The sequence below is a fragment of the Burkholderia sp. HMSC10F09 genome, from assembly GCF_001806955.1.
Classification (GTDB): Bacteria; Pseudomonadota; Gammaproteobacteria; order Burkholderiales; family Burkholderiaceae; genus Burkholderia; species Burkholderia multivorans.
This window is the reverse complement of sequence record NZ_KV786577.1, coordinates 1-18355: the sequence shown is the minus strand read 5'-3', so window position 1 is coordinate 18355 and position 18355 is coordinate 1. Positions and strand designations below refer to the sequence as shown.

Here is an 18355-nt window from a genome sequence, read left to right as displayed (position 1 = left end):
AGTGGTTCAACGCGGTGCAGTACGGCGTGAGCCCGGACACGCTGCGCATCGATTACGACGACGTGCGGCGGCTCGCGCAGCGCCATCGCCCGAAGCTGATCATCGCCGGCTATTCCGCCTATCCGCGCGCGCTCGACTTTGCCGCGTTCCGCGAGATCGCCGACAGCGTCGACGCGAAGCTGATGGTCGACATGGCGCATATCGCCGGCATCGTCGCGGCCGGCCGCCATCAGAACCCGGTGCCGTTCGCCGACGTCGTGACGTCGACCACCCACAAGACGCTACGCGGTCCGCGCGGCGGCTTCATCCTGACGAACCACGCCGACATCGCGAAGCAGATCAACTCGGCTGTTTTTCCGGGGCTGCAGGGCGGCCCGCTGATGCATGTCGTCGCGGGCAAGGCGGTGGCCTTCGCGGAAGCGCTGCGCCCCGAGTTCACGCGCTATATCGACCAGGTGCTGCGCAACGCGCAGACGCTCGCGCAAGTGCTGGTGGCCGGCGGCCTGACGCTCGTCACCGGCGGCACCGACAACCACCTGCTGCTGGTCGACCTGCGCGCGCGGCGCATCACCGGCATGCAGGCGGAAAAGGCATTGGAGCGCGCAGGAATCACCTGCAACAAGAACGGCATTCCGTTCGATACGGCAAATCCGACCGTCACGTCCGGGATACGGCTCGGTACGCCGGCCGGCACGACGCGCGGCTTTGGTCCCGCGCAGTTCGAGCAGATCGGCGACATGATCCTCGCAGTCCTGGCGGCGCTCGAGCGCAATCCGGACGGCGACGAAGCCGTGGAACGCGCAGTCCGTACCCACGTGCGCGATTTGTGCAACCAGTTTCCGATCTACGCGCATGCGGAGGTATTTGCGTGATCGCAGAAACCGCATCGGGTCGCCAAACGATCCGAACCGCATGACGAATCGGTCGGCGTTGCTGCGGGTGGCCGCGGCGCGCCCCGACGCTTTATTGCACGGCCGGCTTCCGTTCCGACGGCAGGAACCCGGCGCACCCATCTGAACAAGGAATCGAAATGAGCTTCGAAGGCGTACACACCCCACTGGTCACCCCGTTCGACGCGGACGGTGAAGTCAATCACGAACTGCTGGGGCGGCATGCGGCCGATCTCGCCGGCCGCGTATCCGGCCTGGGCATCGGCGGCACGACCGGCGAGTACTACGCGCTGAATTTCGACGAACGCGTGCGCACGTTCGACACGGTTGCGGCCGCCGCGGGCGGCAAGACGTTCCTGACCGCCGGCATCAACGCGACGACGACGAAGGAAGTGCTGCGCCTGGGTCGCGAAGCGAAACGCGCGGGACTGGACGCGCTGCTGGTTGCGGCGCCGTACTACGCACAGCCGACGCAGCAGGAACTGCTTGCGCACCTGCTCGCGATCGACGACGCGCTCGACATGCCGATCATGCTGTACAACTTCCCCGCCCGCACCGGCACCGAAATCGGCGACGGCATTCTGGAGAAGCTGCTCGAGCGCAAGAATTTCGTCGCGATGAAGGAAAGCACTGGCGACATCGCGCATCTGCATCACCTGTCCACGCATTTCAGCGGCCGGCTCGTGCTGAGCTGCGGGATGGACGATCAGGCGCTCGAGTTCTTTGCATGGGGCGCGCGCAGCTGGGTGGGCGGCGCGTCCAACTTCCTGCCGGAAGCGCACACCGCTCTGTTCGACGCCTGTGTAACACGCGGCGATTTCGCGACCGGTCGCAAGCTGATGGCGCAACTGCTGCCGGTGCTCGAACTGCTCGAGCGCAGCGGCAAGTTCATTCAGTACGTGCGTTACGGCTGCGAGCTGGCCGGCTTGCCGGTCGGCGTCGCGCGCGCACCGCTCGGCGCGCTGTCCGGCGACGAGCGCGACGCGTTCGCGAAGCTCGTGAAGCCGCTGCTGCGCGACGGCCGGTAATCCATCATGAGTTCGACTCTGGAATTTGCGCGGTTTCCTGCGCCGGACGGAATGAATGGCTGGTGGGAGAGCCTGCCGCCCGCGCAGGACGCGCGCACCGTCACGTCCGACGCCCGGTTCGACTGGGTCGTCGTCGGCGGCGGCATCACGGGGCTGTGCGCGGCGCGCCGGCTCGCCGAGCTCGCACCTGGCGCGTCGATCGCGCTCGTGGAGGCCGACCGGATCGGCCGCACGACGGCCGGGCGCAATTCCGGATTCTTCGTCGATCTGCCGCACGACATCAGCAGCGAAAGCTACTCGCGCAGCATCGATGAGGACCGCGCCGACGTGCGGTTCCAGCGGCACGGCATCGACTATGTGCGCGACATCGTGCGGCGCTTCGGCATCGACTGCGACTGGCGCGACGAGGGAAAATTCCACGCATCGGTCAACAGGAAGGGCACCGCTGCACTCGCGCATTTCGCAGACGGCCTGTCGCGCATCGGCGAAGCGTTCGAATGGCTCGACGAGCGGGCCATCCAGGCCGTGACCGGCACCGACTTCTACACGGGTGCGCTGTTCACGCCGGGCTGCAGTACCGTGCAACCGGCTGCACTGATGCGCGGTCTCGCCGCAACGCAGCCGGACAACGTGGCGGTGTTCGAGCTCAGTCCGGTCACGCGGATCGAGTCGCGCGGCGACGCGCGCGTGCTGCATTTCGCCGGCGGCATGCTCGTCGCGAAGCAGGTGATTCTGTGCACGAACGCGTATGCGGCGACCTTCGGCATGCATTCGAACGGATTGCTGCCGGTCTATACGTTCGCGTCGCTCACGCGCCGGATGAATGCCGACGAAGTCGCGAAGCTCGGCGGCATGCGGTCGTGGGCGGTGATTCCGGCCGATCCGATGGGCACGACGGTGCGGCGCCTGATCACCGATCGCATTTGTGTGCGCAACCATTTTGCGTTCCGGCCGGACGTGAAGGTGTCGCCTGCCGACCTCGCGAAGGCGCGGCATCTGCATCGGCGCTCGTTCGAGCGCCGCTTCCCGATGCTCGGCGACGTCGAGCTCGAATATACGTGGGGTGGGCCGCTGTGCCTGTCCGCGAACAACGGCGCGCTGTTCGGCAAGCGCGACGACGGACTCTACGAGGCGATCGGCTGCAACGGCCTCGGGCTGAGCCGCGGGTCGTCGTCCGGCAAGCTGATCGCCGAATACGCGCTCGGCGAATCGGACAGCCTCGTGCAGCAGTTGCTGAAGCAGCCGCATCCGCGTCCGCTGCCGGTTCGGCCGCTGCTGGACCTGGCCGTGTCGGCGACGATCTGGGCGAAGGAATTCTCGGCGGGTGCCGAGCTTTGACGATTGAGGAAACGACATGACGACCCATCAGGATTGGAAGCAGAAGGCGAGTACGTTGTCGCTCGACGGCCGTGCGTTCATCGCGGGCGAGCGCAGCGCGGCGGCGTCGGGCGAGACGTTCGCGACGCTCAACCCGGCGTCGGGCAAGGTGCTCGCCGAAGTGGCGCGCTGCAGCGAACGCGACGTCGATCGCGCGGTCACGGCTGCGCGCGAAGCGTTCGAGTCGGGCATCTGGTCGAAGGCCGCGCCCGCGCATCGCAAGGCGGTGCTGCTGCGCATCGCGCAGCTGATCGACGAGCACGCGGAGGAACTCGCGCTGCTCGAGGCGCTGGAAGCCGGCAAGCCGATCAGCGAATGCCTGGGGCTCGACATTCCCGAGTCGGCCGCGTGCATCCGCTGGCATGCGGAGGTGACGGACAAGCGCTACGACGCGTTGTCGCCGTCCGGCGCCGGCGTTGTCGGCATGATCACGCGCGAGCCGATCGGCGTCGTCGGCGCCGTGCTGCCATGGAATTTTCCGGCGCTGATGCTTGCCTGGAAAATCGGCCCCGCGCTGTCGGTGGGCAATAGCGTGGTCGTGAAGCCGGCCGAGCAGACGTCGCTGTCGACGCTGCGCATCGCGGATCTCGCGCGGGAAGCCGGCGTGCCGCCGGGCGTGTTCAGCGTCGTCACCGGGTTCGGCGGCGAGGCCGGCGAGGCAATCGGTCGCCATCCTGACGTCGATCTCGTCGCATTCACCGGCTCGACCGCAACCGGCAAGCGTTTCCTGCACTACGCGGCCGATACGAACCTGAAGCGCGTCGTGCTCGAATGCGGCGGCAAGAATCCGCAAGTGATCCTGCCCGACGTCGCGAACCTCGATGTCGTGGCCGAACAGGCGGTCGCGGCCGCGTTCTGGAACATGGGCGAGAACTGCAGCGCCGGCTCGCGGATCCTCGTGCCTGCGAGCCGCAAGGCGGAACTGCTGGAGAAGGTTCAGGCGGTACTCGCCGGCTGGAAGACCGGTGACCCGCTCGACCCGGACGTGAAGCTCGGCGCGCTGATCGAGCGGAAGCATTACGAGAAGGTGCTCGGCCATATCGAGAAGGCGAAGGCGGAAGGCGCGCACGTCGTGTGCGGCGGCCGTGCCATTCTCGCGGAGACTGGCGGCTGGTTCGTCGAACCGACGATCTTCGACCACGTCACGCCCGAGATGAGCATTGCGCGCGATGAGGTGTTCGGGCCGGTCGTGTGCTTCATCGAGTACGACGACGTCGACGACGCGGTCCGAATTGCGAACGATACGTGCTACGGGCTGGCTGCGTCGCTGTGGACCGACAACGTGAACAGTGCGCACAAGATTGCCGCGCGGATTCGCGCGGGGACGGTCACGGTGAACTGCTTCGGCGAGGGCGATCTGTCCACGCCATTCGGCGGCTTCAAGCAGTCCGGGTTCGGCGGCCGCGACAAATCCGTGTACGCGCACGATCAATACTGCGAGCTGAAGACGACCTGGCTGAAGCTCGACTGAGTGGTACCACGCACGCGGCATCGCGGCCCGCGCGGGTCGCGATGCCGGTTGGCGGACGGGGGCGGCGGCTTGCTCGGGCCGCCGGTCGGCCGCGATGTCGCCGCGCGCCTCGTCGCGCGCCTCGTCGCGCGAGCATGGCGTGCGCCTTGCAGTCGCCATCGTCGCTTCTGATAATAGCGATGCGGTGCACTACCGATCGAAAATGGCGTCGTCGTGACGACGACGCGGCGGCTGAGCCGCTCTTGCCGGCCGACTGACTCGCAGGCCGCAATATTCAGAGAATTGAAAGGTGTGCGACGAGATTGCCTGAGGGCAGCCGGCGGCACCGTCGTCGACGGGTTCGTCGGCGCAGTGTCCGGCCTCCGTTTTGAGAGTGAAAGCCATGTTGAAGAAGCAATTGTTTGCTGACCGACTTCTCGCGCAGATGCCGTCGCTTCGCGCGCTGCGGTGCTTCGTGACGGCGGCGCGCTACGAGAGCTTCACTCAGGCTGCCGAGGTTCTGTGCGTGACGCAGGCCGCGATCAGCCGGCAAATCAAGGAGCTCGAGGATTCGCTCGACGTTGCGCTGTTCGAGCGCACTGGCCGGCATATCGCGCTGACCGATGCCGGGCGGATCCTGTACAACGCGTCGTATCTGTCGATCATGAACATCGCCGAGGCGGCGGAAGCCGTGCGTCGGACCGACAAGCACGCGCTGATGGTCTGCGTGTCGCATACGTTCTCCGCGCTGTGGCTGTCGTCGCGGCTGCCCGCGTTTCGCGAGCGGTTTCCGGATATCCAGTTGCACGTGATCGTCACCGAGCATTTCATGGAGCTCGACGGGCTCATCGAGCCCGACGTGATCGTCACGAAGAACCCGCCGCGCGAGCCCGAGTTCGAAGCCGAGCCGCTGTTTCACGACATCGTGTATCCGGTGTGCAGCCCGTCGTTTCATGAGCGGCATTTTCATGGCCGGTCGCTGAAGCCGCTGGACCTGCTGTCGAGCCCGACGCTGAATCTGTCGATGCTAGGCCGAGCACAGGTGTGCGAGCATGTCGACTGGCGCGTGTGGCGCAATTGGTTCCAGCAGAGCGACGGCACCGAAAAGCTGGCCGCGAACAAGTATCTGGAAAGCAACGACTACCGGCTGCTGGTCGCGCAGGCGGAGGCCGGCGAAGGTACGCTGCTCGGCTGGCACCACCTCGTGCACCGGCAGATCGAGCGCGGCGCCCTGATACGACCGGTACAGGACGTGCTGGTGTTCCGCGACCGCCATCACTATCTGATCACGCACCGCAATGCGCAGTCGCGCCCCGAGTATCGGTTGTTCCGTCAGTGGCTGCGCGACGAGGTCGGTATCATGATGCACGGCTGGCTTGATGCCGGTGTCGAGATCGCTCGATGACACGCTGCCTGCGGCACCCTGCGCGAAGACCTGTGTCGACCGCGCTCGAACGCCGCCATCATCCGATCCCGTCCGTGATCGCGCTGATCGGCTTCGAGGCGGTCACGGCCGCTGGATGTGTGCGCAACGGTCGACGCACGACTTAAAGCCAGTCCGTTTCGAACGGGAACGTCGACAGCGGCACACACCCGGTCTCTGTGAGCAGCACCTGCTGCTCGAGCTTCACGCCCTCGTCGCCGCCTTCCGCGCCGATATAGCTTTCGATGCACAACGTCATTCCGCTCTCGAACGTACCGTCGTAGCCGGTGCTGCCCCAGTCCATGTAATACGCGACGGACGGATACTCGTCCACCATGCCGATCCCGTGTGCGAGGCAGCTGTAGCGATTCTTCCGATACGGTTGCGGCATGTTCCAGCTGCGTGCGGCGAACTCGCTGAACGCCATGCCCGGGCGCAGCAGCTCCATGTTGGTCGTCAGCTGCGCGTACGCGGCGGCATAGAGTCGGCGCTGGGCGTCGGTCGGACGAACGTGGCCGACCGTCCAGGTTCGGGAAATATCCGCGCAATAGCCGAACGGGCCGACCAGGTCGGTATCGAACGCGATCAACTCGCCCTGCCTCATGGTGCGTGCGCTGCATTCCTGCATCCACGGGTTGGTGCGGGGGCCCGACGCGAGCAGGCGCGTCTCGATCCATTCCCCGCCGAGCCGGATATTCTCGTAGTGCAGGTGGGCCCAGAGATCCTGTTCGCTCATGCCCGGCGTCAGCGCGTTGTGCATGCGCCGGATGCCTTGCTCGCACACGTCGATGGCGATCTTGATCAAGTGCAGTTCATCCGCCGATTTCACCGCGCGCGCGTGTTCCATCAGCGCTTGCCCGTCCGCCACGCGCACGCCCTGCTCCTGCAGCGCATAAACGCCGTCGGGATCGAGCCTGTCAACGGCGATGTGCATCTCCGACGGCGTGTGCCGACGCAGCAGATCGGCGACTTCGCGCGCCCATTGCCGGGCCTTGCGCGCCGATTCTGGTCCCGAGCTGAAGTAGTTCCAGCAGGTGGCGCCGTGCAGCTCGACATCGAGCGTGCTGTCGTTCCACACGTGCTCGCAGTTGTGGAACTCGAAACCGATGACGGGCCCGTGTGCAAACACCATCACGTAGCGCGTCGGGTTGCGTCCGGTCCAGACCTGCATGTTGGACGTATCGGTCGCATAGCGGATGTTCACGGGGTCGTACAGAACGATGGCAGGACAATTCCGTCGAACGAGTTCGCGCCTGACCCGCTCGATGCGATACGCGCGCACGCGCTCCATCAGATCGTCCGGAACGCCGGTGGCACGGTTCGTTTGCATCGTTGTCGCCGCATGAAGGGTGCTGACCGCTGACATTGCTCCTCCCGTTCGTCGTTGTGGATCCATCCGGACGCCTGGCGGCGCGCGCTCGCGACGCCCGGCGCCAGCGGGTCCTTCGAGGCCAGTATCGAAACGTCGAAAAGGCCGGTCAACGCGCTATATTTTCACGATCGCATTACATTAAGTGATGCGACGGACGGGCGCGACGATGACCGTGACGCCGACGCATTCGACTGGGCGGAAAGGCGGGCCGCATCCTTCAATGCTGTTCGAAGCGGGACGGGAGACGGCGATTGCGCTGACGCGGTGCGTCACCGCACGGGAAGTTCCTCGCGCAACCAGTCGATCAATTGCGTGACCGCTGGCGTCAACGAACGGCCGTGAGGCACGATGACGAAATAGGCGTCGCTCGTCTTGCACGATCCGACCGGTATCCGGACCAGTTCGCCGGTTGCCAGCAGGTCGTGCACGAGCCGGCTCCAGCCGAGCGCGACGCCCTGTCCGTATCGGGCGGCCTGTATCGCATCCGTGTAGAGGGTGCAGCGCAGCGCGTAGTCGAGCTTCGGCGGGCGGTGACCGACCGAGCGGAACCACGCTTCCCAGCCCATCCAGCCTTCGGACGTCGAGTCGGATTCGATCAGCGGAAGCGCGCCGAGCGCCTCGACAGATTCGGGCGTTCCGTTCTCCTTGAGGAAGGCCGGCGAGCAGACCGGAAACACTTCCTCGTCGAACAGCAGGATCGAGGTTCCGTCCGCCCATTTTCCGTCGCCATAGCGCACCGCGACGTCGACTTCCACATGACGAAGGTCCGCGGTAAACATTTGGGTCGTCAACCGCAGCTTCAGGGGCGGATTCAGGTGCTTGAGCTTGGGCAGCCTCGGCAGCAGGCGGAACTGTGCGAACGATGCGGTCGCCGCGAGCACGAGCTCCTGCTGATCGGCGCCCGTCGACAGACGGTCGAATGCGCCGGCGATTCGCTGCATCGATTCAGCGACGGCGACATAAAGCATTTCGCCTTCGTTCGTCAGCGAGATCGAACGATGCAGACGATGGAAGAGGCGCACGTCGAGCGTTTCCTCGAGGAAACGCACTTGCCGGCTGACCGCTGCCTGGGTCACGCCGAGTTCGGCCGCCGCGTGCGTGAAGCTGCCGAGGCGGGCGACTGCTTCGAATTCCACCAATGCGGTCAGCGACGGCACAATCCGCCGGTAACCTTTTGTTGCTTTCGTCATGTGAGTCTGATTCTCGTGCGGCCGGGGCGAATCGTGCGTCTCCGAATTGTACTGGTCAAGGCGCCGATGTTGCGATGCGGACGCGTATCGAATCGTGAGTTTCCGCCGGGCAAATCCGGGTTAACCAAGGGGCCGACGGTGCGCGTGTTCTTGCATAACACAAAGTAATGCGAACGAGAAAATATAGCGCGTTGACGGGCCAAATTGCCCCTCCAATACTTCGCTCAAAGTCTGAAAAACGCCCAGCGAAAATCAACCCCATTGGAGGATCCGATGTCTGCCATTCCGCTCAAGACCCACCGCGAACTGCTTGACAGCCGCAAGCCCGGGCACGGGCTGCCGGCCGGGCTTCTCGGTCGGCAGGATGTGTTCGAGACGGACGTCGAAGTATTCTTCGAGAAGCTCTGGATCTTCGTGGCCGTGACGGCCGACGTGCCGGAGCCGGGCGACGTCTACGCGGTCGATATCGGCAAGTCGTCTATCCTGATCGTGCGCGACGACGACGAGAACATCCGCGCGTATCGCAACGTGTGCCGCCACCGTGGCGCGCGCCTGATGAAGAGCGCGACGAAAGCGACGGTCGGCATGCTGGTGTGCCCGTATCACCAGTGGACGTACGACCTGGACGGCAGCCTGAAGCACGCGACGCACATGGGCAAGGATTTCGACACGAAGTGCCGCAGCCTGATCCCGGTTCACGTGAAGGTGGTCGGCGCGCACGTGTTCGTGTGCCTCGCCGAAGAAGCGCCCGCGGATTTCTCGAAGCTCGAGACGGTAATGGCGCCACGATTCGCACCGTACGACATGCAGCGCACGAAGATCGCGCACGAGATGACGATCGTCGAGAACGGCAACTGGAAGCTCGTGATGGAAAACAATCGCGAGTGCTACCACTGCGGCGGTACGCACCCGGAGCTCACGCAATCGTTCCTCGCGCACGACTTCGGCTTCTGCCCGGATGGCCAGAGCGAGGAATCGCTGCGCGACTACGACGCCTATCTCGCCCGCAATGCCGCGCGCAGGAAGGAGTGGGAAGAGGACGGCTATATCTGCGAGGCGTTCGAATCGGTCGACGAGAGTGTCCAGACCAATTTCCGCACGCAGCGGCTCGTCATTGCCGGCGCCTGCGAATCGCAGACGATGGATACCAAAGTCGCGTGTACGAAGCTGCTCGGCGATCTGCCGCGCCGCGATCTCGGCGACGTGCATATGTGGACCCATCACTCGTGGACGCACGTGATGAGCGATCACGCGGTTGTCGCGTACATCCTGCCGATCGCGCCGGACAAGACGGTCGTGCGCACGGTGTGGCTCGTGCATGCGGATGCGGTCGAAGGCGTCGACTACGACGTGAAGACGTTGACCGAAGTCTGGGTCGCCACGACCCGTCAGGACGCCGACCTCGTCGGGATCACGCATAGCGGGACGCAGGACCCCGCCTATGTCCCGGGCCCGTATTCGACCTACACGGAAGGCGCGCTCGAACAGTTCGCACGTTGGTACGACGCGCGTCTGAAGGCTCACGGCATCTGAGTATCGTCATGAAAGTCAGAGAGAGCTTTTGCATGTCCGATCCGGCCACCGCGGCGACGGATCGTTTCTCGGATCCCGCTACCTGGGAGCGCGCGGACGTCCGGTGGGACAGCAGCGAACAAAAGACGCTGGTGTGCTGTCGCGTGCGGGACGAGACGCACGACGTCCGTACTTTCGTGTTCAGTGCGAAGGACGGGCGCCCGTTCAGCTTCGAGCCCGGCCAGTTCGTCACGGTGTCGGCGGATGTCGACGGCGTGGCGGTCAGCCGCTGCTATACGGTGTCGTCGCCGCCGACGCGGCCCTACACGTTATCGATCACGGTCAAGCGCACGCCCGGCGGCGTGATGTCGAACTGGCTGCACGCGAACATGCGGCCCGGCGTCGAGTTGCGCGCGTTCGGCCCGTCCGGCGTCTTCACGCCGGCCTCGGGGCCGGCCGAGAAGGTGCTCTACCTGTCCGCCGGCTCCGGCGTGACGCCGCTGATGTCGATGACGAGAGCGGCGATCGACCTCGGACTGAATCGCGACATCGTGTTCGTGCACAGCGCGAGAACGCCCGCCGACATCGTTTTTCGCGACGAGCTCGAGCGGCTGAGCGGTGAAGCGGACCGCCTCAAGGTGATCTTTATTTGCGAGGCCCCGGGATCCGAGCCGGACTGGCGCGGGCCGACTGGTCGACTCAGTCTCGAGCTGCTGCGACAGCACGTTCCGGACTATCGTGACCGCGAAGTCTTCACGTGTGGCCCGTCGGGCTACATGGACGCCGCGCGGGCGCTGCTCGCGCTGGGCGGTCATGATCCCGCCCGCTATCACCAGGAGAGCTTCAACTTCGCCGAAACGGTCGAGCCTGCCGTGGACACGGCCGGCGTGCCGCCACCTTCGGCCGAGGCGGGCGTTCGCACGTATACGGTGCGCCTTGCCAAGTCGGGCAAGATCTTTCCGATGACCGGCACGGAGACGGTGTTGTCGGCCGCGCGCAAGGCCGGCGTCGCGCTGCCGTCGTCGTGCAGCCAGGGCATTTGCGGGACCTGCAAGACCGCGGTGCTCGACGGCACCGTCGACATGCAGCACAACGGCGGTATCCGTCAGCGGGAAATCGACAAGGGGCTGCGCCTGATGTGCTGCAGCCGTCCCACGTCGGATCTCGTGCTCGATCTATAGCGGCGGTCGTCCCGGCGCGCGCCGATCTCGATTCGGATCCGCACGCGCCGCGCGACACCGGCCGCCCGGTCCTTCTTCCGGCTTTGCACCGTGTCCGATACCCCGGCTTTCCTCGCTTCGCGCCCGCGCCATTTCGGTTTTCTGACGTTGCCGTCGTATTCGATGATCGCGTTTTCGCACGCGATCGAAGCCCTTCGCGTGGCGAACTACGTGGACCGTACCGAACACTATCGGTGGACGGTATTCTCGATCGACGGCCACCCTGTCGAAGCCAGCAACGGCATCGCGACGCGGCCCACGCAGGCGCTCGACCTGTCCGCTCAACTGCCCGACGTGATGATCGTGTGCGGCGGCACGCGGATCCGCGAGATGGTCGATGCGCGCACGCGGCACACGCTGACCGCGCTTGCCGCGCGACGGATCGTGATGGGTGCGCTGTGCAGCGGCGCGTACGCGCTGCTGGCGGCCGGCCTGCTCGACCGCTACCGGTGTGCGGCGCACTGGGCCGACCTTTACGCGCTGCGTGCCGAGTTTCCCGACGTCGAGATTACGGACGAGCTGTTCGTGATCGATCGCGACCGGATCACGTGTACGGGCGGCGTCGCGCCGATGGACATGATGCTGACGCTGATGTCGAGCGATCTCGGTCCGCATCTCGTCGTCGACGTGTCGAAGCATCTGGTCGTCAGCCGGCTGCGCGGCATGAAAGAACCGCAGCCGATGCCGGTATGCGCGCGTCTCGAGTCGACGCGCGAGGACCTGGTCGAAGCGGTAAAGCTGATGGAAACCAATGTCGAGGAGCCGCTTTCTTTTCCCGAGATCGCGCGGCTGGTCGGGCTGTCGGCACGGCAGTTGCAGCGCGTGTTCAAGGAGTATCTGAATGTGTCGCCGCGCGACTATTACCGAAGTGTTCGCCTTCGGCACGCAGGGGCTCTGCTGCGCCGCGGCAACGATTTGGTCGGCGATGTGTCGGCGCGTTGCGGGTTTTCGTCGGCGAGTACGTTCAGCAAGGCGTATCGGAAGGAATTCGGCCATGCGCCGACCGTCGAACGCCGCGCGCCGGGGTACTCCGCGCAATGACGATGGTCGGGCGGCCGCACATGTCGAGGCGGCGCAGGCTGCGAGGCAGGTCCGGCCGCGATCGTCCGGCTGCCGGCAGGATGGCGGCCTGCCGATCTTCGATCGATCGGCGCTTCTTCGCGAATTCCCGCTCCCCGTTGGAAGCGGCGCTCTTGCGTATCGACCGACCGAAAATGCCGGCGCAGGTTATCGGAGGCCCATCGGCAGTTGCCGCGCGAATTGCGTACACTCTGAGTCTCGTTTCGGCGGGGCCGGGCGTTCCGGATCCGGTCCGCGTTCACTCAGGGCACGAAGATGATCGATTTACGCAGCGATACCGTGACACGTCCGAGCCAGGCGATGCTGGCCGCGATGACTGCCGCCGAAGTCGGCGACGACGTATGGGGCGACGACCCGACCGTGCTGCGCCTGCAGGCCGCCACGGCCGAGCGGGCCGGCAAGGAAGCCGGCCTGTTCTTCCCGAGCGGCACGCAGAGCAATCTGGCCGCGCTGATGGCCCATTGCGAACGCGGCGACGAATACATCGTCGGCCAACTCGCGCACACGTACAAATACGAAGGCGGCGGCGCCGCGGTGCTCGGCAGCATCCAGCCGCAGCCGATCGAGAACGCACCCGACGGCACGCTGCCGCTCGCGAAGATCGCCGCCGCGATCAAGCCGCTCGACAACCATTTCGCGCGCACGCGCCTGCTCGCGCTCGAGAACACGATCGGCGGCCAGGTGCTGCCGGAAGGCTACGTGCACGAAGCCGTCGCGTTTGCGCGCAGCCGCGGCTTGTCCGCACACCTCGACGGCGCGCGCGTGTGCAACGCGGCCGTCGCGTCGGGCCGCTCGATCGCCGCGCTGTGCGCGCCGTTCGATACCGTGTCGATCTGTTTCTCGAAGGGGCTCGGCGCACCGGTCGGTTCGGTGCTGGTCGGCAGCCGCGCGCTGATCGAGCGCGCGCAACGCTGGCGCAAGGTGCTCGGCGGCGGGATGCGGCAGTCGGGCATTCTCGCGGCCGCGTGCCTGTACGCGCTCGACCACAACGTCGAACGTCTCGCCGACGATCATGCGAACGCCGCGCATCTCGCCGAAGGGCTCGCGCGCATCGAACCGGTGAAAGTGCTGTCGCACGCGACGAACATGGTGTTCGCGCAGTTCCCCGAAGCCGATTGCGCGCCGCTCGAGGCATGGCTGAAGGCGCGCGGAATTCTGACGCAGATGCTGTACGCGTCGCGCTTCGTCACGCACTGCGACGTGTCGCGTGCGGACATCGATACGTTCGTCGAAGCGGTCGGTGCGTATTTCGCGCAGCGTCGCGCGTGAAACGAAATGCGCCGGCCGGGAGAGCGCCGGCGCGACAGGGCGCGAAGCAGGGAACGGGTGTGACGGGGCGATGCGGTGCCCCGTCTTTCGATTCGGCGCGGGACGCGTCGATCACGCTTGCCGCGGCGTGTCGACGGGCGGCGTGCCGTCGTGGAAGAGCGCTTTCAGCTGGGTGCGGAGTTCGGCGTTGTCGGTGTGCTGATGGACCGATACCGCATGCTGGACGGCGGCCTCCAGCAATTCGTTATCGGAATCCGCGGAAATCGCGACCGAGCAGTGCATCGCGCTGGGAAACTCGCGGCAGTCGATATAGCGGCGGGACATGATGTTCTCCTTGCAGAACAGGGAACGGCCGGGTAGGCATCGTCGGTCGCACGGCGCGTTCGCGCGGCCGATGCAAAAAGTATAGGCGGCGCGGCCCGGTTTCCCGACGTGTCCCGTGCGGCGGTGAACGCTGTGTCGAGCGTTCGTCGCGGATCAGGGCAGCGGCGCGAGCAGCCGGCGCGCCGCTTCGACGACGCGCGCGGACAGCGACGCCATCGTCGGCGACTGCACGGTCCACGCGTGCCAGTACAGCGTGACGTCGGTCGGATGCGCGGGTGCGAGATCGACGAGCTTCTGCGCGGCGAGCGGCGCGTCGCCGATCAGCGGCTCCGGCACCATCGCGTAGCCGAGCCCGTGCCGCACCGCCGCGAAATGCGCGTGCGTGCCCGGCACGTAATGGCACGGATATGCACCGGGCGGCAGCCCGAACCGCTTTTCCAGAAACGACGACTGCAGCGTGTCGCGCCGCGAATACGCGACGACCGGCGCATCGCGCGCGCTCGTGCGCGTGAGGCCGCGCGGAAACCAGCGCGCGGCGAACGCGTCGGCCGCGAGCAGCCGATAGCGCATCGTGCCGAGCGGCGTCGCGACGCAGCCGCGCATCGGCTTCGGCTCGGTCGTCACGCAGCCGACCGCCATCCCGCTTTCGAGCAGCGCGAACGTATGATCCTGATCCTCGACGATCAGCTCGAACAGGATGCGCTCGCCCGCGAGCACCGATGTCAGCGCCGGCAGGAACCACGTGCCGAGGCTGTCCGAGTTCAGCGCGATCGTGACCGAGATCGGCGTTTCGCGTTCGGTCGCGAGCGTACTTTGCAGGTCCGCCTGCAGCAGCGCGACGCGGCGCAGATGCTGCAGCACGCGCTGCCCGGCGACGGTCGGACGGCACGGCCGCGTGCGCAGCACGAGCGGCGTGCCGAGGCTCGCTTCGAGCGCGCGCACGCGCTGCGTGATCGCCGACGCGGTCACGTGCAGCCGCACGGCCGCTTGCTCGAAGCTGCCCGTATCGGCGACGGCGAGCAGCGCGGCGGCCTGCTTGGGATCGATAGTCAGCGACATGTCGACGAAATTCCTCTGAACGCGAACGGAACGGCCCGTAGTGTAAGCGAGCCCCCGATCGACGGTCGCCCCGTGCGCGTCGTGCACCGCCACCGCGGCGGCGCGCGCGTTTTGACCTACGCTAGAGAGACGCGCCATGCGACGGAGCCATTCCGATGATCTTCCGGCAACTCTTCGACCCGCAATCGTCTACCTACACGTACCTGCTCGCCGATCCGGCCGCGCGCGAAGCGTTGCTGATCGATCCGGTCTTCGAGCAGGTCCGCCGCGACGCCGCATTGCTCGACGAGCTCGGGCTGCGGCTCGTCGCGACGATCGACACGCACGTGCATGCGGATCACGTGACGGGCGCGTGGCTGCTGAAGCAGCGCACCGGCAGCGCGATCGCGATTTCGGCCGACAGCGGCGCGCAGGGCGCGGACCGTTATCTGCGCGACGGCGATCGCTGCACGTTCGGCGGGCGCTACGTGACGGTGCGCGCGACGCCCGGCCACACGAGCGGCTGCATCAGCCTCGTGCTCGACGACGAATCGAAGGCGTTCACCGGCGACTGTCTGCTGATTCGCGGCACGGGCCGCACCGATTTCCAGCAGGGCGACCCGCGCGCGCTGTACCGCTCGGTGCACGGCCGGCTGTTCACGCTGCCGGCCGCGTGCCTGCTGTATCCGGCGCACGACTACCGCGGGCTGTCGGTGACGAGCGTCGCCGAGGAGCGGCGCTTCAACCCGCGGCTCGGCGGCGACCTGAGCGAGGACGACTTCGCCGGCTACATGCGCAACCTCGGGCTCGCGCACCCGCGGCAGATCGACGTCGCGGTGCCCGCGAATCTGCGCTGCGGCATCGCGGCGAGCGCGCCCGATGTACGCGACGCCGCTGACTGGGCGCCGCTCGCGTACACGTTCGCCGGATTCTGGGAAATCGATGCGCAGTGGCTCGAGGATCATCTGACGGCGGTGCAGATCGTCGACGTGCGCGAACCCGACGAATTCACGGGCCCGCTCGGCCATCTGCCGGGCGCGACGCCGATCCCGCTCGGCGAACTGGCCGCGCGCGCCGGCGAACTCGCGCGCGAGCGGCCGATCGTCACCGTATGCCGCGCGGGCGGGCGTTCCGCGCAGGCGACCGTGCTGCTGCGCAACGCCGGCTTCGACCGCGTCGCGAATCTTGGCGGCGGCATGCTGCGCTGGCGTGCCGAAGGACGCATCGTGACGGACGGCCGCGCATAGCGGCGGCGCAGCGCACGGCTTTGGTCGATGAGGGCGCCGATGTCGAATCGGCGGCTCGCCGATCGTCGTCACGGTATCGACCTGCCGCGCCGCACGACGCGGCGCCATCACCGGAGAGACGCACGATGCTGCCGACGCTGTATGCCCACCCGTTTTCGTCCTACTGCCAGAAAGTGCTGACCGCGCTGTACGAGAACGGCACGCCGTTCGACTATCGCGTGCTCGCGCACGACGATCCGGCGCCGATGCGCGAACTCGCCGCGCTGTGGCCGATGAAGCGCTTTCTGGTGCTCGTCGACGCGGGGCGCACGCTGTTCGAGGCGACGATCATCGTCGAGTATCTCGACCTCAACCATCCTGGCCCCGTGCGGCTGCTGCCCGACGATCCGCATGCGGCGCTCGACGTGCGCATGATGGATCGCTTCTTCGACAACTACGTGTCGACGCCGCAGCAGAAAATCGTGCTCGACGCGCTGCGTCCGCCGGGCGAGCGCGACGCGCGCGGTGTCGCCGATGCGCGTGCGATGCTCGACACCGCGTATGCCTGGCTCGACGCGCGGATGGTCGATCGCGAATGGGCGGCCGGCGACCGCTTCAGCCTCGCCGACTGCGGCGCGGCGCCGTTCCTGTTCTATGCCGACTGGACGCATCGGATCGATCCGTCGTTCGCGAACGTGATCGCGTATCGGCAGCGGCTGCTGGCGCGGCCGTCGTTTGCGCGGGCGGTCGACGAAGCGCGGCCGTACCGGCCGTTCTTTCCGCTCGGCGCGCCCGATCGCGACTGACGCCGCCCGCGCGGCACGCGGCCGCGGTGGCGGCGGCAATCGACGCGCCGTCCCTGCGCTGCGCACGGCGCGCCGCGGCCGCGAACGGCCGGCAGCGCGTGCGCGTTGGTCGGAAGGTCGGCGGTAGCATCGTGCGTCCCGCGCTACATCGCGTGTGTCGCGGACTGCGCGAGCGTCAGCAGTTCGTCGAACTGCGTGATCAGCTCGAAGCAGAGCAGGAACGCGAGCGTGTAGGCCGGCGCCGGAAAACGCCGGATCGCATGCAGCACCTGCGGCGCGAAGCGCGCGCGGATCGGATCGCGCGTCAGCAGCCACGTGATGGCGATGCCGATCGCGGCGCCCGCGAGCAGATCGGTCGGGTAATGAAAGCCGAGATAGGCGCGCGGCACGCAGATGAACACGATCGTGTAGAGCAGCGCGAACACGCCGATGCGGCGCGCAATGATGAAGATGCCGGTCGCGATCGCCATCCACAGCATCGCGTGATCGCTCGGGAACGAACTCCAGTTCTGCAGCGTGGCCGCGCGCAGGCCGGCCGACGGAAAGTGCAGATGCAGGTCGGGGTTGTAGATCGGCCGCACGCGGAACGGCAGCGCGTGCGCGAGCACGCGGCCGGTGGCGAGCGCGAGGAGGCCGCCGGCGACCGTCGCGACGACGTATTCGCGCTGCCGCTCGCGCTCGGGGCCGGGCTGGAACCACAGCCAGCACAGCACCGGAATCAGGATGAAGCCCTTGAACGTGTAGAGCCCCGCGATCACGCGCACCGCATGATTCGCGAGCGGGCTCAGCGTGATGTGGGTGAGGAAGGTCTGAATCGTCGTATCGAAATCGTTCATGTTCTGCGACGCCGGCGGGCGCGCAGCGCATCGCGCGCGACCGGCGGAATCAGGAAGCGCGCTCGCAGCGGAGCGCAACGGGGGGCAAGTATGTCATCCGTAATTTCGAAGAAAATGCGAAAAAATACCGGGATTCCCCTGAGGGATCGCGCTCCTCCGACGGGGCCGGAGCGCGCGGCGCCGTGCGGCGGGGCGGCCGAAATGGTCGGATGAATGCGCCCAAGTCGCCGCGATCGGCGAAAAAAATCGGCAGGAATCCGATGCGTCAAAAAACACTGGCGCCGCGCGGGCCGACAGCGTGTGCCGGCCCGCGC

The 18355-nt window shown here is 66.6% G+C and carries 16 protein-coding genes; 11 read left to right on the top strand and 5 right to left on the bottom strand.

All coding sequences use genetic code 11. The annotated features are described in order from the left end of the window. The 5 genes from glyA to HMPREF3115_RS05485 form a co-directional block, all read left to right on the top strand. Positions 1–872: serine hydroxymethyltransferase (gene glyA / locus HMPREF3115_RS05505; RefSeq protein WP_256276031.1), on the top strand; the 872-nt coding region annotated here is incomplete at its 5' end. Positions 873–1030: 158 nt separating this feature from the next. After that, the gene (locus HMPREF3115_RS05500; protein ID WP_070553646.1) at positions 1031–1918 is read left to right on the top strand and encodes a dihydrodipicolinate synthase family protein; all 888 of its coding nucleotides are present in this window, start codon (positions 1031–1033) and stop codon (positions 1916–1918) included. 6 nt (positions 1919–1924) lie between these two features. After that, positions 1925–3256 (top strand): NAD(P)/FAD-dependent oxidoreductase, encoded by a 1332-nt coding sequence (locus tag HMPREF3115_RS05495; RefSeq protein WP_070553644.1) that lies wholly within the window; start codon positions 1925–1927, stop codon positions 3254–3256. A 16-nt stretch (positions 3257–3272) separates the two neighbouring features. Beyond that, positions 3273–4766, top strand: coding sequence for an aldehyde dehydrogenase (locus HMPREF3115_RS05490; protein ID WP_070553643.1), 1494 nt, complete (start codon positions 3273–3275; stop codon positions 4764–4766). A gap of 382 nt (positions 4767–5148) precedes the next feature. Beyond that, entirely contained in the window at positions 5149–6150 is a 1002-nt protein-coding gene (locus tag HMPREF3115_RS05485) for a LysR substrate-binding domain-containing protein (protein WP_053298143.1), read from the top strand. Between the two features lie 142 nt (positions 6151–6292). Here HMPREF3115_RS05485 and HMPREF3115_RS05480 read toward each other — a convergent pair whose 3' ends face one another. Both HMPREF3115_RS05480 and HMPREF3115_RS05475 read right to left on the bottom strand, forming a co-directional pair. Beyond that, a complete protein-coding gene (locus HMPREF3115_RS05480) occupies positions 6293–7534 on the bottom strand; it encodes a M24 family metallopeptidase (protein ID WP_006406668.1) in 1242 nt (413 codons plus the stop codon). A 275-nt stretch (positions 7535–7809) separates the two neighbouring features. Further along, positions 7810–8730 (bottom strand): LysR substrate-binding domain-containing protein, encoded by a 921-nt coding sequence (locus HMPREF3115_RS05475; RefSeq protein ID WP_006406669.1) that lies wholly within the window; start codon positions 8728–8730, stop codon positions 7810–7812. Between the two features lie 273 nt (positions 8731–9003). Here HMPREF3115_RS05475 and HMPREF3115_RS05470 point away from each other — a divergent pair, with 273 nt between their 5' ends. The 4 genes from HMPREF3115_RS05470 (at position 9004) to ltaE (ending at position 13811) form a co-directional block, all read left to right on the top strand. Beyond that, on the top strand, positions 9004–10263 hold the full coding sequence (locus HMPREF3115_RS05470; RefSeq protein WP_069221453.1) for an aromatic ring-hydroxylating oxygenase subunit alpha: 1260 nt from the start codon (positions 9004–9006) through the stop codon (positions 10261–10263). A gap of 32 nt (positions 10264–10295) precedes the next feature. Next, on the top strand, positions 10296–11423 hold the full coding sequence (locus HMPREF3115_RS05465) for an FAD-binding oxidoreductase (protein ID WP_070553641.1): 1128 nt from the start codon (positions 10296–10298) through the stop codon (positions 11421–11423). Positions 11424–11513: 90 nt separating this feature from the next. Then, positions 11514–12503 (top strand): GlxA family transcriptional regulator, encoded by a 990-nt coding sequence (locus HMPREF3115_RS05460; RefSeq protein ID WP_070553639.1) that lies wholly within the window; start codon positions 11514–11516, stop codon positions 12501–12503. A 294-nt stretch (positions 12504–12797) separates the two neighbouring features. Next, positions 12798–13811, top strand: a complete 1014-nt coding sequence (ltaE, locus tag HMPREF3115_RS05455) for a low-specificity L-threonine aldolase (protein WP_006406673.1) — start codon at positions 12798–12800, stop codon at positions 13809–13811. Positions 13812–13922: 111 nt separating this feature from the next. Here ltaE and HMPREF3115_RS05450 read toward each other — a convergent pair whose 3' ends face one another. Both HMPREF3115_RS05450 and HMPREF3115_RS05445 read right to left on the bottom strand, forming a co-directional pair. Beyond that, complete coding sequence (locus tag HMPREF3115_RS05450; protein WP_006397330.1) at positions 13923–14135, bottom strand: DUF1059 domain-containing protein; 213 nt, start codon at positions 14133–14135, stop codon at positions 13923–13925. Between the two features lie 153 nt (positions 14136–14288). Beyond that, positions 14289–15194, bottom strand: coding sequence for an HTH-type transcriptional regulator ArgP (locus tag HMPREF3115_RS05445; protein WP_006411702.1), 906 nt, complete (start codon positions 15192–15194; stop codon positions 14289–14291). Positions 15195–15349: 155 nt separating this feature from the next. On the opposite strand from HMPREF3115_RS05445, the gene HMPREF3115_RS05440 reads away from it, so the two are divergent. Together HMPREF3115_RS05440 and HMPREF3115_RS05435 are read left to right on the top strand one after the other, a co-directional pair. After that, the gene (locus tag HMPREF3115_RS05440; RefSeq protein ID WP_006411701.1) at positions 15350–16420 is read left to right on the top strand and encodes a rhodanese-like domain-containing protein; all 1071 of its coding nucleotides are present in this window, start codon (positions 15350–15352) and stop codon (positions 16418–16420) included. A gap of 125 nt (positions 16421–16545) precedes the next feature. Further along, a complete protein-coding gene (locus HMPREF3115_RS05435; protein ID WP_070553637.1) occupies positions 16546–17205 on the top strand; it encodes a glutathione S-transferase family protein in 660 nt (219 codons plus the stop codon). 143 nt (positions 17206–17348) lie between these two features. Here the strand turns inward: HMPREF3115_RS05435 and HMPREF3115_RS05430 are convergent, their stop codons facing one another. Continuing rightward, on the bottom strand, positions 17349–18041 hold the full coding sequence (locus tag HMPREF3115_RS05430; RefSeq protein ID WP_006406677.1) for a phosphatase PAP2 family protein: 693 nt from the start codon (positions 18039–18041) through the stop codon (positions 17349–17351). Positions 18042–18355 lie beyond the last annotated feature (314 nt).

Excerpts from the sequence above, each read along its gene's own strand:
- HMPREF3115_RS05500 (WP_070553646.1), top strand. The coding sequence starts at position 1,031 with ATGAGCTTCGAAGGCGTACACACCCCACTGGTCACCCCGTTCGACGCG.
- HMPREF3115_RS05495 (WP_070553644.1), top strand. The coding sequence starts at position 1,925 with ATGAGTTCGACTCTGGAATTTGCGCGGTTTCCTGCGCCGGACGGAATG.
- HMPREF3115_RS05490 (WP_070553643.1), top strand. The coding sequence starts at position 3,273 with ATGACGACCCATCAGGATTGGAAGCAGAAGGCGAGTACGTTGTCGCTC.
- HMPREF3115_RS05485 (WP_053298143.1), top strand. The coding sequence starts at position 5,149 with ATGTTGAAGAAGCAATTGTTTGCTGACCGACTTCTCGCGCAGATGCCG.
- HMPREF3115_RS05480 (WP_006406668.1), bottom strand. The coding sequence starts at position 7,534 with ATGTCAGCGGTCAGCACCCTTCATGCGGCGACAACGATGCAAACGAAC.
- HMPREF3115_RS05475 (WP_006406669.1), bottom strand. The coding sequence starts at position 8,730 with ATGACGAAAGCAACAAAAGGTTACCGGCGGATTGTGCCGTCGCTGACC.
- HMPREF3115_RS05470 (WP_069221453.1), top strand. The coding sequence starts at position 9,004 with ATGTCTGCCATTCCGCTCAAGACCCACCGCGAACTGCTTGACAGCCGC.
- HMPREF3115_RS05465 (WP_070553641.1), top strand. The coding sequence starts at position 10,296 with ATGTCCGATCCGGCCACCGCGGCGACGGATCGTTTCTCGGATCCCGCT.
- ltaE (WP_006406673.1), top strand. The coding sequence starts at position 12,798 with ATGATCGATTTACGCAGCGATACCGTGACACGTCCGAGCCAGGCGATG.
- HMPREF3115_RS05450 (WP_006397330.1), bottom strand. The coding sequence starts at position 14,135 with ATGTCCCGCCGCTATATCGACTGCCGCGAGTTTCCCAGCGCGATGCAC.
- HMPREF3115_RS05445 (WP_006411702.1), bottom strand. The coding sequence starts at position 15,194 with ATGTCGCTGACTATCGATCCCAAGCAGGCCGCCGCGCTGCTCGCCGTC.
- HMPREF3115_RS05440 (WP_006411701.1), top strand. The coding sequence starts at position 15,350 with ATGATCTTCCGGCAACTCTTCGACCCGCAATCGTCTACCTACACGTAC.
- HMPREF3115_RS05435 (WP_070553637.1), top strand. The coding sequence starts at position 16,546 with ATGCTGCCGACGCTGTATGCCCACCCGTTTTCGTCCTACTGCCAGAAA.
- HMPREF3115_RS05430 (WP_006406677.1), bottom strand. The coding sequence starts at position 18,041 with ATGAACGATTTCGATACGACGATTCAGACCTTCCTCACCCACATCACG.